The organism is Nitrospina watsonii, from assembly GCF_946900835.1.
Classification (GTDB): Bacteria; Nitrospinota; Nitrospinia; order Nitrospinales; family Nitrospinaceae; genus Nitrospina; species Nitrospina watsonii.
On record NZ_OX336137.1, the window covers coordinates 429,665 to 443,654 of the forward strand.

Annotated in this window: 11 protein-coding genes; 4 read left to right on the forward strand and 7 right to left on the reverse strand. The window is 58.4% G+C overall.

The window, feature by feature from the left end; genetic code table 11:
* Window positions 1-69: 69 nt before the first annotated feature.
* The 5 genes from QML71_RS01940 to mobB form a co-directional block, all read right to left on the reverse strand.
* On the reverse strand, window positions 70-1,140 hold the full coding sequence (locus QML71_RS01940; protein ID WP_282010214.1) for a peptidylprolyl isomerase: 1,071 nt from the start codon (window positions 1,138-1,140) through the stop codon (window positions 70-72).
* Window positions 1,141-1,616: 476 nt separating this feature from the next.
* Window positions 1,617-3,146: an alginate export family protein gene (locus QML71_RS01945; protein ID WP_282010215.1), complete on the reverse strand. Its 1,530-nt coding sequence runs from the start codon at window positions 3,144-3,146 to the stop codon at window positions 1,617-1,619.
* A 168-nt stretch (window positions 3,147-3,314) separates the two neighbouring features.
* Complete coding sequence (locus QML71_RS01950; RefSeq protein WP_282010216.1) at window positions 3,315-5,171, reverse strand: FG-GAP repeat domain-containing protein; 1,857 nt, start codon at window positions 5,169-5,171, stop codon at window positions 3,315-3,317.
* A 4-nt stretch (window positions 5,172-5,175) separates the two neighbouring features.
* A complete protein-coding gene (locus QML71_RS01955; RefSeq protein WP_282010217.1) occupies window positions 5,176-6,390 on the reverse strand; it encodes a molybdopterin molybdotransferase MoeA in 1,215 nt (404 codons plus the stop codon).
* Window positions 6,391-7,518 carry a molybdopterin-guanine dinucleotide biosynthesis protein B gene (gene mobB, locus QML71_RS01960; protein ID WP_282010218.1) on the reverse strand — a complete coding sequence of 376 codons (1,128 nt, stop codon included), beginning with the start codon at window positions 7,516-7,518 and terminating at the stop codon, window positions 6,391-6,393.
* 375 nt (window positions 7,519-7,893) lie between these two features.
* Here mobB and nirK point away from each other — a divergent pair, with 375 nt between their 5' ends.
* Window positions 7,894-8,901 carry a copper-containing nitrite reductase gene (gene nirK, locus QML71_RS01965; protein WP_282010219.1) on the forward strand — a complete coding sequence of 336 codons (1,008 nt, stop codon included), beginning with the start codon at window positions 7,894-7,896 and terminating at the stop codon, window positions 8,899-8,901.
* 370 nt (window positions 8,902-9,271) lie between these two features.
* Here the strand turns inward: nirK and QML71_RS01970 are convergent, their stop codons facing one another.
* Window positions 9,272-10,606 (reverse strand): sigma-54 interaction domain-containing protein, encoded by a 1,335-nt coding sequence (locus tag QML71_RS01970; RefSeq protein ID WP_282010220.1) that lies wholly within the window; start codon window positions 10,604-10,606, stop codon window positions 9,272-9,274.
* A 315-nt stretch (window positions 10,607-10,921) separates the two neighbouring features.
* Between QML71_RS01970 and QML71_RS01975 the strand changes: the two genes are divergently transcribed.
* Both QML71_RS01975 and QML71_RS01980 read left to right on the forward strand, forming a co-directional pair.
* Entirely contained in the window at window positions 10,922-11,824 is a 903-nt protein-coding gene (locus QML71_RS01975; RefSeq protein ID WP_282010221.1) for a hypothetical protein, read from the forward strand.
* A 63-nt stretch (window positions 11,825-11,887) separates the two neighbouring features.
* The gene (locus tag QML71_RS01980) at window positions 11,888-12,769 is read left to right on the forward strand and encodes a DUF6279 family lipoprotein (RefSeq protein ID WP_282010222.1); all 882 of its coding nucleotides are present in this window, start codon (window positions 11,888-11,890) and stop codon (window positions 12,767-12,769) included.
* A 33-nt stretch (window positions 12,770-12,802) separates the two neighbouring features.
* On the opposite strand, the gene QML71_RS01985 is transcribed toward QML71_RS01980, so the two are convergent.
* Window positions 12,803-12,982: a CPXCG motif-containing cysteine-rich protein gene (locus QML71_RS01985; protein ID WP_282012569.1), complete on the reverse strand. Its 180-nt coding sequence runs from the start codon at window positions 12,980-12,982 to the stop codon at window positions 12,803-12,805.
* A 592-nt stretch (window positions 12,983-13,574) separates the two neighbouring features.
* Here QML71_RS01985 and QML71_RS01990 point away from each other — a divergent pair.
* Window positions 13,575-13,781 (forward strand): hypothetical protein, encoded by a 207-nt coding sequence (locus QML71_RS01990; RefSeq protein WP_282010223.1) that lies wholly within the window; start codon window positions 13,575-13,577, stop codon window positions 13,779-13,781.
* Window positions 13,782-13,990: the final 209 nt, after the last annotated feature.

The following is a 13,990-nucleotide window of genomic DNA, read 5'->3' on the forward strand; positions in this document are numbered from 1 at the left end:
TTAGGGTGCCCATCCAGTTCCCCTCCTTACCAAGGAGGGGATCAAGGGGAGGTTTTGGAGAGGGTTCCTTTAAAAGAACACCTCGATGTCCGCATCGTCGCGCAACCCGGCCACCAGCTTGTCTTTTTCCTTTTCCACTTCCTCTTTCAGCAGATGGTTCAGCAGATCGGACTTCACCTGGTCCAGCGGCATCGCTTCTTCCGGCAAGGCATTGTCGAGTCGCAGGATGTGGAATCCATATTCGCTGCGTACGATGCCCGATGTTTCGCCGGGCTTCAGTTTGGAAACGGCCTGGTAAATTTCATCCGGCATTTCATGACGCGCCATGGTACCCCATTTGCCGCCGTTTTTGGCGGTTTCCTCGTGCTCGGAATATTCCCCGGCCACGTCCTCGAACGCCTTGCCCGTTTTCAGTGCGGCCAGGGCCTTGTTGATTTTTGCACGGGCGTCGGTTTCGACCATGTTTTGCAGTTTGTGGAAGCGTTCCTGCATCGCCGGGTCTTCCGGCGCGTCCTGTTTGACGGCGGCCGCGAAGATGTGCGAAAACTCCCAGCGCGGCGGCTGCATGAACTGTTCGAGATTCTGTTCATAAAACGTCTTCACCGTGTCTTCCGGCACATCGACCTTGGGGGCGATTTTGGCGCGGACGACGCTTTCCTCCACCAGTTGTTTTTCGATGCTGGCGTGCAGCAGTTCCGCGTTCAACCCTTGCAGGCGGAGGGTGTGCTGAAACATTTCCTCCGAAGGAAACTGGTCGCGGATTTTCTTGGCCTCAGCGCGCACGGTTTTGTCATCGACCGCGATGCCCCACTCTTTCGATTTCTGGAACAGCAGTTCCTGCCCGATCAGATTGTCGAGCGCCTGCCGGGCGTATTCGGCTTCCTGTTCGGGGCTGACCGAATGGCCCTGCTGCTGATGAAACATCTTGTACATCTGCACCTGGTTGACCAGCATGGTGCCGGGAATGGTGCGGCCGTTGACCGTGGCGACGATGGGCGGCACTAGCCGTCCGTTGATTTCCATGCGGGCGCTGTCCGGCGCATGCGTGTCGGCCACCTGCGCGGACGCGGAGGCGGGCCACAGCGTCAGCGCTGCCAGCAGGAGCAAACCAGAAAGATGCAGGGCAGATTTTGTAAACATAAATGAATCCTTAAATTGAATGAATCCCGGAAAAAATGGAACCACCGATGAACACAGATGGACACCGATAAATACAAGCGGGGCGGAGCCTCGGCACCCCCTTCTCCGAAGGGGGCTGGGGGGCTTCTTCCTTTTCAGTTCGTCACTTTGAGCGTAAGCGAAAGGTGACTTTTGGATGAAACTGGAAAAGCATCGAGATCCTTCGCTCGCGCTCAGGATTTAAGCGGAAGAATCCCCCTAGCCCCCTTTACAAGGGGGGACCGGTCGATCCCCCGCTTGTGTTTCATCGGAGGTTGATTCGTTTTTTAACATTATATGCGGTAAGACCGTGTGGGCACAAGCGGCAGAAGCGGAGACGGAAAGAGGGACTCGGGATGCGGGCGTGAGACAGGGCGGAGGCGGCGCACGCCGGGCCAAAAAAAAATCCCCCGGACGGAAACCCGTCCGGGGGATGAAGATGCAAGGTTGAAGAACGATCAGAACTTCAGATCCAACTGCACGTAGCCCCAGTTGGCGGAACCGTCAATAATTCCACCCTGTGCCCCAGATCGGGATGCACGCGGGTTGACCAGGTGAAAACCCGGGTCCGCCCAGTAGTTGGAATACCCGGCCGTCATCGTCAGGTTCGGGCTGTACTTGTGAACCAGGGTGATGTCCAGCTCGCGGCCCAGATCAATGTTCTCGGCCGGGGTTTTGAAGTAATGCAGGTCCGCCTTCACGGTCCAGTTGGCCGCGGGGTTCATCGCCATCTTGACGGCGATGTCCTCGAGACCCAGGTACGACGTGTCACCACCGGTTGCGTTCAGGTACGTGTCCATGTACCCATAGAACTTGTGACCGGTGTCGTACAAGGTGTCAAACGTACCCCAGATGCCGTCGTTGATGTCTTCCGAATCGGTACCGGAAAGACGGTCGTACCACAGGGTGAAGGTGGGGGTCCACATGACGGTCTTGAAGGTTTTGCCGAGACGCGCGCCGATCATGTACGCGCGCCGGTCAACCCCCGAGCCGCCGCCCTTCTTGTAGGCAGTCAGGGCTGCAGCGGAAACCACCTTTCCCGTGGCCGGCATGGTGCTGGCGATGCCTTCCGCGCGGCCGCCCTGGAAGTAACCTTCAAAGCGGTAGTCGAAACCCGCCATGTTGCCAACGATGCGACCACCGACGGTGAGCATCTCGTTGTCCGGGTTGGTGCCATTCAGGCCGTTCCAGGAGTTGTCCACCGTGATGACCAGGTACGGAGAGATCACCGCGTTCGGCAGCATGGTTTTGATGTTGCCCCAGAACACATGGTCTTCCCGGTCACAGTTGTCATTCAGATCGCCACCGGCGAATCCGGTGCGGCCACAAGTACCCTGGCCCAACAGGCCACCGGGACCTTCGCCACCGAGGCTGGTAGGCGCGCCGCCGCTGTTGCCGCCCACCGCGAATGGTACGGAACCCATCGCTTCAATGGCTTTGATGAAGATGTAGGAAAAGGTGTTGTCGCCATGATGGTGGTCCAACCGGATGGCGTCCGAAGACTGCGCGCCGGTGGTCCAACCGGTGTTGCCGAACAGGCGGTGTCCATCGAGAACGACTTCCTGCCGGCCGATTTTCAAATCGGCGGGCATGCCAAAGAAGTCCTGCACGACGAAATACGCCTGATGCATGCCGACATCGGTCAGACCGTCAGCCGGAACGGCGGCGTTGCGGGGTCCAGCAACGTGATCAACATCAGTAATACCGGATGGAATGAGACCGCCGGTGCCGGAACCGTACACACCCCGGGCCTGAAACTGAATGAAAGCGCTGATTTTCTCAGTCGCCTTGATGTCGGCGTTGAGACGAATGCGTGTGAGGAAAAAATGGGTGGGATCGGTTTTCTTGTCGAAATCGTTTTGCTCAAAAATCTCGTATCGGGGTCGCATCTGGCCGCCGAACTTGATATCGGCCGCCTGCGCGGTCATGACGCCCACCAGCAAGGTGGCTACGAACATGGCGCCCGTTGTTAAAAGTTTCCTTTTCATGCTTACCTCCTCCAAGTAACAAGTAATGAAACGGATTGAATCACAAACGGGTGAAGCTTTTTGCGGGAAGCTCCAGTATTTGAGTAAACTTTTTAAGATCGTATCCGGGGGTGGTTCCTCCTCTGTTTAGGATCCATCAGGATTGATGATTGCGGGTCAATGCTATCTCTATCTCCAGTCATAGACAAAAAACGTCGTCATTTTTTCATCTTTAAACAGGCCGCCCTTGTCCGAGACCATGGCGACATGGACTTGCTTGCGGGAAGTCCCCACATCCATGGCTTGGTAGGCGGCCAGATATCCCTTTTGCTTTTGTGTTTCGTAAACCTGCTCCAGCCCCTCTTTGGTGACGGCGAGGAATTCCAGGCTGCTGTTGTTTATGACCACCAGGTTGGACAACCAACTTCCGCCCAACCGGTGGTTTTTCGGCACCAGAAGAAAACGCTGGTCCCGATTTTCAACCATTGTCAGCCTGCCCCGGTAACGAACCGCCTTCGGGATGTAGGGATCTGTGAAGTCCACGTACGGCTGGTCCTTCAGTCCCACATCGATCTGACGGGGATCGTGCCCGTAATACTCGTCCGATTTGACAAGCATTTTGCCGTCGGCTGAATATACCCTTAATTTGTAATCGTTGTCAAGGACAATTATTTCAATGGATTTGTCGAAATTGGTGTCTTCGAGGGCGAGTCCATACAGGGTCACCGTCTGGTCCAGAAACGTGTCGATTTTCAGCCGTGTTTTTTCCACATACTCGCCCTTGCTGTAGTGCATGGTGAAGATTCCCGGCTTGAACGGCTTCTCCAAATCCTGATGCTGAGTCAGAAGTTTTGCCTCGCCTTTGTAGGAGCGGATGACGCGGAAGTACCGCTTCAGCCCTGTGGCGATTTTCTGGAACCGGGGCGCGTCCGGGGCCCGCTCCAGAATAAAACTGCTGAGCTCCTTGCCGGACTGGTTGGTGACAAAGATTTCGGCGCGGCCATTGCCGTTGATGTCTGCCACATCGACCGCGAGGAAGCGGTTGAACTCCGGTTTCACGCGGATCACTCCCACTTTGTCGTAGCGGCCCCTGGCGTAGCGATAGATCATCACCTGATGGCGGTCGATGAATACGAACTCGGGTTCGCCGTCGCCGTCGAGGTCGCCGACGTCAAAATCGACCAGCGCGAAGTCGAATTCCTGTTTGGCAACGAAGTGCACGAGGTCTTGACCCCGTTTGCCGCCGCCGAGGTCGGTTTGTACGCGGTCATCCTGTTTGGGGGCGGCCAGCGCCAGGTGTTCGTCGAACACCACGCGCGACTCCTGCAACACCGCGCCGTCCTCCACCGCCACCACGCGGTAACGCAATACGGTCTGGCCCTTCACCGTCTCCACCTTGGACAGCAGGAGGAAGTCGATGTCGATTTCCTGGTCCAGCAGCGCCAGGTTTTGGGGAGCCATCAGATCGGCCAGTTGCAGGCCGTGCTCCAGCATCCACGCCTGCAGGCCGAAGGCGGGCACTTCCATGCGAGGCCGCTGGTTCAAGGTGCGTTCGAGGGACAGGCCGAGCGCCTGCGTGTCGAGACGCAGGCCCTCTTCCTGCATCACCGGCGCGACGAGAAACACCATTTTACGGAAACGGCTCTGCACGGTGTCGCCGTTCTGGATGGGCTGCAGGGTGTCGCGCACGCGGGCCACGGAATAATTGGTGCGCACTTCGACCACTTCGATGGTGCCGATGTCGGTTTCCTTGCGGCCTACCACCTCACCGGTCACCGGGTGCACGATCTGCAGACCGAGGCGCAACACTTTCAGCACGTCGCCGGGATTCACCGCCTGGCCCTTTTTGAGATCGATGAGGACTTCGACCCCCTCGCCCTCCACCGCCAGCACGTGCCCTTTGACCACCGGGAAGGAGGCTTCGATCTGCTCGGCCATGCGGTCGAGTCCGCCGGCGGCCCAGATAGAATTTGTCCAAAAGGAGATGAGTAATAAGACAGCGAAAACGCTGAGCAGGCTGCGGCGGTACAGGGAAAGTTTTGGCATGGATTCAGGTATTCAGAAGTTGGACGGTGACTCGTTCGCCCTGTTTGAGCTCGCTTGCTTCCAGGGGAAACACAAGCAGGCCATTGGCGGCGACGGTGGATTTGAGCACCCCGGAGCCTTGCTGCTCCGCCGGGGTGACGGTGTAGTCGCCGCTGTCCCAGGAGACAACGGCACTCATGAAATGAACGCGATCGGTTTTCTTGCGGATGGTTTCGGTGAGCGTCGCCTGCACGGTCTGCGGGCTCAGGTCGCGGGCGCCCATCATTTTTTTCAGGGACGGACGCACGAACTGCTCGAACGACACGAACGAGGACACCGGGTTGCCCGGCAGGCCGAACACCGGTGTGCTGCCGATCTTGCCGAACGCCAGCGGTTTGCCCGGTTTCATGGCGACTTTCCAGAACACCATCTCATTGCCCATCTTCTTCAGGCTGGCTTTCACCAGATCGTAATCGCCCACCGACACGCCGCCGGAGGAAATCACGATATCGCTTTCCAGCGCCCACTCGAATTTTTCCAGCAGGTCTTGTTCGTCGTCTTTGGCGATGCCCATGTAGCGCGGCATGCCGCCGGCGGAGCGCACCTGCGCCATCAACATGTAGCCGTTGCTGTTGTATATCTGCGAGCCTTCCGGCGCCTGATCCAGATCGACGATCTCGTCGCCGGTGGACAGGATGGCCACGGTGGGGCGCTGGCCGACGGTGACGCTCGAGCGGCCGCACACCGCCATCATGCCGACGTGCGCCGGGGTGATGACGCCGCCTTTCGGCACCACCACGTCGCCGGTCTTCACGTCTTCCCCGGCGAGGCGGATGTTCTCGCCGACGGTGGCCTTGTCCTTGGCCAGGATGGAGGCGCCGTTTTTGTCGGTGTCTTCCTGCATCAGCACCGCGTCGGCACCCGGTGGGATGGGCGCGCCGGTCATGATGCGGATGGCTTGTTGATTTTTCAGGGTGACTTGGCCGATGGACCCGGCGGCGACTTCGCCCACCAGTTCCAGCTTCACCGGGTTGTCCGGCGACGCCGACTGGATGTCCGCGGCGATCACCGCGTAGCCGTCCATCGCCGAGTTGTCGAGCGGCGGGTTGTCGCGGCGGGCGGTGATGTCTTCCGCCAGCACCCGGCCCAGCGCTTCGGTGATGGAAACTTTTTCGAGGCCCTTCGGTTCGATTTTGGCGAGGATGCTCGCCAGTGCCTCGTCCACGGTGATCATGCCCATTCAGTCTTCCTCCTGTTCCCGCTTGACCCGGGCCACTTCGTATTCCTCGGGTGTGTTGACATTCATGAAATCGGACCGGTTGTCCTCCGGTACGCTGATGCTGTGAAACGGCAGGTCGTTGATGATGCGCGACAAGGACAGTTCGCGCCGCGACATGGCCTCGAACAAGGGCACGATGAACTTGGGTTCGTAGATGCCGCACATGGGCTCGACGCCCAAACGGCCTTTCTTCAAGTAACAGGTGCCGTAGCGCAAGGGATCGCGTTGCTGCACGATGTACTCCACGTTGCGGTCTTTGAGAAACGGCATGTCGCAGGCGACCACCAGCCACGCCTTGTCCGGATGGTTGCCCATCAGGGTGGCGAGCCCACCGACGGGACCCAGTCCGTTGTGCTCGTCGTTGAGGCGCTCGCAGTTGGGAAGCCGGTCGAGTCCGCCCAGGTCCTGGTCCGGCCTGGCCGACAGCACCACTTTATCGCAGAAGCGCGACAACAAATCCACCATGCGTTCGGCTTCGGTCTTGCCACCGTAGGCCAGCGAGAACTTGGGGCGTCCCATGCGACGGCTCTGGCCGCCGATGAACACCCCGCCGTACAGGGGACTGGTGCACTGCATGAAATGGTTGCGCACGAATTCGTAAATGCGGTCGGCCTCATCGCGGTGAAACAGCGGGATGCCAAGCTGGGTGAGGCCGGTGTCCTCGATCACGCCCTGATGCACCACCGCCTTGATGTGAGGGTCGTCGCGGGAAATCGGCAGGCGGCCTTCGCCATCGAGAAACACGATCTTGTTGAACGGCGATTTCTTGTAGCCTTCGATGAGGATGCAGTCGCACTGCTCGAGCGCGTGTGTGATGGAGCGTTTCTTGAACGGGTTCTCGGCGATGATGGCGAAGTGTTCCGGATCGTTGATGGTGATGATCCCGGCCCCGGCCTGCTGGCAGCGCCAGGTGTCCTTGCCTTCTTTATCCATCTGGAATCGGTGGGCGTCGTGCTTGTAGTACCCGGCGCGAATGCTGTCGCGGCGGAAGCGTTTGATCAACTCTTCCAGCAACGTGGTTTTGCCTACGCCTGAGAATCCGGCAAAGCAGAGGAAAGGGGTCTTGAAGCGTTCCCAGTAACGGTCCATGCGGTTCTCAATCAATCTCCCACAAGGCTTGCCAAAACAGAGGGTTTCGCCAATAGGGCGGGCATAAGTTATTCAATTATTGAGATTTAGGTATTATTTACGATAACTCCCAAGCTGTCAACAGGTTTCCTTACCCGCTGCGGCAGGGGGGTGGGGCCGCCTGCATTCAGAAAACCACCGAGTTGCACCCCGCCCCCGCAACCTTAATGCAACGTTGCAATGATGCCGTGGCGCAACGGCCTGTCCGGGTGGACTTATTTAAATAGTTGAAAATAATGAGTTTATTTTTTTATGGGTGATTTGGCACGGCCTTTGTATTGGTTGGGGGCAGAGCATTGCAGGCTGTTTTCATTCAACCCAAGGAGTTTGAGCTACATGGTCGAAAAACCTTCTTCATTTCGTTTGAAACCCGTATTGATTGCGTTGTCCCTGTTTTCCTTTCTGTGCGCCGGTCCGGTGTGGGCGCACGATTCCGTCATGGCGACGGCGCCGCATGTGCCGCCGCCCACCGAGCGGTCGGAGTCGAAAACCGTGAAGCTGCACTTCGAGGCGAAGGAATTCGTCGGCGAGCTGGCGCAGGGGTTGGGCAAGGGCATTACCTATAAATTCTGGAGCTACAACGGCACCGTGCCGGGACCCATGGCGCGCGTGCGCGTTGGCGACACGGTGGAGTTTCACCTGACCAACCCGAAGGCCAATTCGCAGGACCACAACATCGACATGCATGCGGTGAATGGACCGGGTGGCGGTGCGGCGGTGATCACGGTGGCTCCGGGTGAAAGCCGCGTGTTCTCTTATAAAGCGCTGGCTCCGGGTCTGTTCATTTACCATTGTGCGGCGGGGCAGATCGTCGATCACATCGCCAATGGCATGTACGGTCTGATCCTGGTGGAGCCGGAAGGCGGACTGCCGCCGGTGGATCGCGAGTATTACGTCATGCGCAGCGAGTTCTTCACCACTCAGAAAAAAGAAGGCCTGGTTGAGTTCGACATCCAGCGCGGCCTCGACGAGAACCCGACCTACGTCGTGTTCAACGGCAAGGAAGGCGGCGTGATGTTTGAGAACGCACTGACGGCCAAAGTCGGTGAAACGGTGCGCATCTATTACGGCAACATCGGTCCCAACCGGGTGTCGTCGTTTCACATCATCGGCGAGATCTTCGACAAGGTGTACATGGAAGGCGCGATTGGCGGACTGGTGAACACCAACGTGCAGACCACGATGATTCCCTCGGCAGGGGCGACGATCGTCGAGTTCAAAGTGGACGTGCCGGGCACCTATGCGCTGGTGGACCACAGCATTTTCCGGGTGGCCAAAGGGGCTATTGGTCATCTGGAGGTGGAAGGGCCGGAAGATCCTTCCATCTTTAAAGCCGGGAAGTAATTTCAATCCCGGCAGCATCACCCGCCCCGTGGGAGGAAACAGGCTGGTGCGTTCATTGCCGACGATGGTCTGAGCGCGCGATCTCAAAATTCAAATCGTTTCCTCCGGGTGCAACCCGGCCCACCCCGTGGGAGGAAACAGGCTGATGCGTTCATTGCCGACGATGGTCTGAGCGCGCTATCCTGGAATTCAAATTTTAACGAATAAAACATAGATTCTTCGTCACCTGCGGTTCCTCAGAATGACATGCAACGTCAAAGCGTGTCATCCTGAACGCAGTGAAGGATCTATGTGTTAATCCTTTAATCTGCAAAGCAAAGCCCCTTCTGGCAAGGGAGCAAAATTTTTTAAGAGGGTATTGGGCTGCGCGTCAGACGGGGATGTTGAACTCTTTCATCTTGCGCCACAGGGTGATGCGGTGGACGCCCAGTTGGCGGGCGGCGCGGGACTGGTTGCCGTTGTGTTGTTCCAGCGCTTCGCTCACCATCTCCCGGGTCAGCCAGTTGCGGCGTTTGACCTTGTCCGGGGCGGTGGCTGCGGCCGTGGCCGGTCGGGTGCTCAGAAAACCGGGCAGGTCGGCCTTCTGGATGCGCGACCCGGAGCAGGTGACGCAGGCGTGCTCGACCACGTTTTCCAGCTCGCGGATGTTGCCCGGCCAGGCGTGATCCAGCAACGGACCCAACGCCTCGGCGGCGACGCCGGTGATGTGTTTCAGGTGGCGGTCGTTCCAGCGTTTGATGAAGTGATCGACGAGGTAGGGGATGTCCTCGCGCCGTTCGCGCAACGCGGGCAGGTGCAGGGGAATGACGTTCAGCCGGTAAAACAGGTCTTCGCGGAACCGCCCGGCCTTCACTTCCTCGACGATGTCCTTGTTGGTGGCGGCGATGATGCGAAGGTCCACCTTGCGCGTGATGTTTTCGCCGACGCGCTCGACTTCCTTCTCCTGCAACACGCGCAGCAGCTTGACCTGGATGGAGGGCGTGAGGTCGCCGATCTCATCGAGAAAAATGGTGCCGCCGTGCGCTTCTTCGAAACGGCCCACGCGTTCGCGCACGGCCCCGGTGAAAGCGCCTTTGGCGTGGCCGAACAGTTCGCTTTCCAACAGCGTGTCGGCGAAGGCGGTGCAGTTGACCTTGATCAGGTTTTTGCCGGCGCGCGGGCTGGCGTGGTGCAGAGCCCGCGCCACCAACTCCTTGCCGGTGCCGCTCTCGCCCTGGATGAACACGGTCGAATCGTAAAACGCCACGTTCTGGATGGTCTCGAACAACTCTTTCATCACCCGGCTTTTGCCGATCATGTTGCTGAAGGAGTGGACTTCTTTCAATTCCTTGCGCAGTTCGGAGAGTTCGGTGATGTCGCTCAGCGCCACCACCACCCGTGTGCCCGCTTCGTCGCGTTGCAGGATGCCCGCCTGAAACTCTCCCGTGCGTTTGATGCCGTCCTTGCGTAAAAACGAGGAGGTGAAATTGGCCTCACTGTTGAAGCCGTTTTTGACCGTCAGGCACAACTCGCAGTTGTTCAGGCAGACGCTCTGATCGAGGATGGTGATGCACTTGCGGCCCAGCACTTCCTCCCGGCTGTACCCGGTAATGCGCTCTGCCGCCTCATTGAAATAGCGGATCTCCAGGTTTTCGTCATAAACGAAGACCGCCTCTTTGAGCAGGTTGATGATGGATTCGATGTAGTCTGCCGGTTGCGTGTCCATGGTGGTCGAATATCCCGGTGAGTGGATGTCAGCGATGAATTCGATAGTACCGGGTTCCTTGGACTGTTGCAAATAAATAACGCAACAGTTGCCGGAGCGGTTTTGGGGCGATACGTTTAAAAATCAGGTATTTTGCTTTTGTTTTGGCGTTGCACAGTGGGTAAAAGGACCGGTTCGCGGGGCAGGTTGTGGGCGCGCGAGGGGGCTTTCTTTCGGGCTTGTGGCGGCTTTGGCCGAATTGCTATACTTTAAGTATTGACGGTCGTTTCCCCTTCGGGGGTGGCAGGGAAATCCCTGCATAGAAGGAGCCGAGCCATGAAAACCTCGACCCTGAGTTCGATTTTATTGATGGGCGCCCTGGCAGTCACGGGATGGCAGGTTGGCTCCGTGGAAGCGGGCGGCGCCCAGTTCGGGTTTCAATCTTCTTTTTCCGGCAAGACCGGGTTTCAGGGCCGCATCGGTTCCGGCCGGGTCGGCTCCGGCCGGGTCGGATTTCAGTCGAACCTGCAACGCCGCATCCGTGGCCAACAGGGATTCCATAACAACTCCCGCGGTTCCGTGAACCGCCGCTCGGGCGTTTCCCCCCTGCGTCAACGCCTCGACGCACACACCCGGAAAATGCAGAAAAACTTGTTCGACAACCGCTCCGGTCTCCAAGACCGCTCCGGTCGCGACGACCGCTCCGGTTTCCAAGACCGCACCCGTTTCGGCAAGCGCCACCCCGACTTCGATTTGCAGCGCAAGCGGCGCGGGCATTCTCCTCACGGCCATTTTAAGGGATCGGGCTTTCAGCATCCCCGCCACGGAGGTTTTGGCAAGCAGCCGCGAGGCCGGGTTCCGGGACCGGTATTGTTTGCCGGTCCGTTCCGGCGGTTTGTGCTGCCGCCGGGATTCGGCGTGTTCCAACCGCTGTTCGGAGTCAGCACCAACGTGACCGCGTTTCCGGGGCGCAGCGATTTTTCGCAACGCATTCTGGACAAGACGCAGGGCATCGCCTTCAAGAGCAACTTCCGCGACCAAAACGCCTGGACGCATCTCGACGCGGAAGCATTCGGCGGGCGGGACGATGTACTGAATAAACAATCTCCACCGCGCTCGCATCACTATTTGAAACGCATGAAGGACGGCAAACAGGTGTTCTCCGATTACGGCGGTCGCGTGATCGGTCACGGCAAGTCCGGCCCCCAAGCCCCGCCGTCTCCGTTTTCCCTGCGCTGAACCGGGGTGGTGGGGGTGCGGAGTCGTAACGCGATGGCCTGGTCCGTCCAGAGGAAGCCCGAGATGACGTGCCTCATTCCTCCCTCATTCCGGCATGGCAACCGGGTTGGCTGGCTGAGCCTGTTGCTGCTGTGCCTCGTCCTCACCGCCGGGTGCAGCCGCACGCGCATCGCCTACAACTTTTCCGACTGGTTCCTCCTTCACCGCATCGATCATTATTTCGATCTCACCCGCGAGCAGGAGCGGTTTCTCTCGGCCCGTGTCTCCGCCTTGCAGGCCTGGCACCGGCAGCACGAGTTGCCCCGGCTGGTGGCGGCGCTTGGAGAACTGGAGCGGCGTTATCAGGATGGTTTGAGCGCCGAGGACATCGAGTGGGTGTGGGCGCAGCAGGCCACATTCTGGCAGCGCTTGATCGCGCGCGGCCTGCCGGACTTCGCCGAGTTCCTCACCATGCTTCAGCCGGAGCAGATCCGGCACCTGCAAAACCGTTTTCAAAACGGCGGCGGCTGGCTGGTCAAACAGGCCGCGCTGGATGAAGCCGAACTGGCGCGGGATCACGGCGAATGGCTGCGGGAGGTGCTGGAAGACTGGTACGGCGGGTTGGATGCGGACCAGGCCGCGAGCCTGCCCGGCGAACTGCGCGCGGATGCGGGTTGGGTGAAACTGCGGCTGGCCAACCGGCATCGCTTTCAACAGAATTTTCTGGAACTGGTGCAGGCGGGAGGGTCGCCCGACGGGCTCCATCAGCGATTGAGCCTCTGGTTGCAGCACCCGGAAACCCGCTGGCTGCCGGGATTTGAAGAACGGCTGGAGGCCCGGCGGCGGCAATGGCAACGCTGGATGGTGCGCGTGGACGCGATGATGTCGCCCGCCCAGCGCCGGCATGCACTGGAACGCATTCGTGGTTACCGCCTCGATTTCGAGACGTTGGTCGAGGAAGGCTAGGTCCGGCCCATTCCGGGTTCGGGTGGCGGCGTGTCACCCGCAGCGCGCCGAGAAATCGACCACCTCCTGGCCGCCGCTGCGGTAGTCGATTTCGATGGGACGGCAGCAGATCTCGCAGTCCTCAATGTACGTCTGAGAGGACACCGACAGGTCCAGCAACATGGACACCGGCTCGCCACACCAGGGGCATTCAAAAAAGTATTCCTCTTCCATCTTTGCCAAAACTCCTTTCCGTGTTTCCCGTAGGACTGAGGGTTGTCATGCCCCCTGCCTCTCAACATGAACCCTGCTGGCGACAGATGCAAACCCGAGGCCCCGTGTCCGCCAGGTTCCCGCTTAGGTGGGCTTCGAGATGATGTCCGCCGAATTCCGGGAACAATGACGGGGGGGCGGATCCTGTTTTTCACGCCTTTTTCATTCCGCCTTCCAAAATTAGGCAGTAAAAATAGAGGGGTTTACGGGAACTAGACCTTTTGCATCCAAATTAATACACCCAGTCCAAAAACCGGAAAAAATTATAACTATATAATTTATATGAGGTTATATGGTTATAGCGCCAAATTTTGTCACGAGTGACATTTTTTGTTTTCGGAAATGGGTAAAAAAATAGTTTCGACAAATCACGAATATCTATAAACTATTGAAAAAATATACCGTTAAGGGATTATTGTGAGTATGGCACGGCTATTGCTAATAAGAAAGGCAAGTCAGCAAAGTTTTTAGGGGGAATGGGGGGCAGCACCCGGCAGGGTCTGGTTCTCACGCACAACATGAGCCCGGAGAGCAGGGGGTGAAGGAGGTAGGAATGATTTACGAAGTGAAGATCAAAAAACCGGATGGCAGTTTGAAAGAAGTCATTTCTTCAGATCGGCTGGAAAAGATGTATTGGGAAACCTTTTACCAGAATGAGAACAACATCGGTCTGGTCACGACGCCGAAGTCTCAGGTTCCCACGTGGGTGAAGCAGCGTCTCGATCTGAACTACCCCGACTCCGTGAATTCGGGGAGCTGAACGCAGGATCAGGATTGCGAAGCGGCAGGCTTCGCACGGGTTGCCAAGGACAGGCCCCGCACAATCATACAGGTATCTCTTCCCACCACACCTAGTCAGGGTGGCCGGATGGTTCCGGCCAGGGAAAGGGGAGGACGCCGGCACGCCCCGGCGTGATCCACCTGAAAGGGAAACCCGATCCGGATCGTTGATCCGGGCCGGGTTTCTTT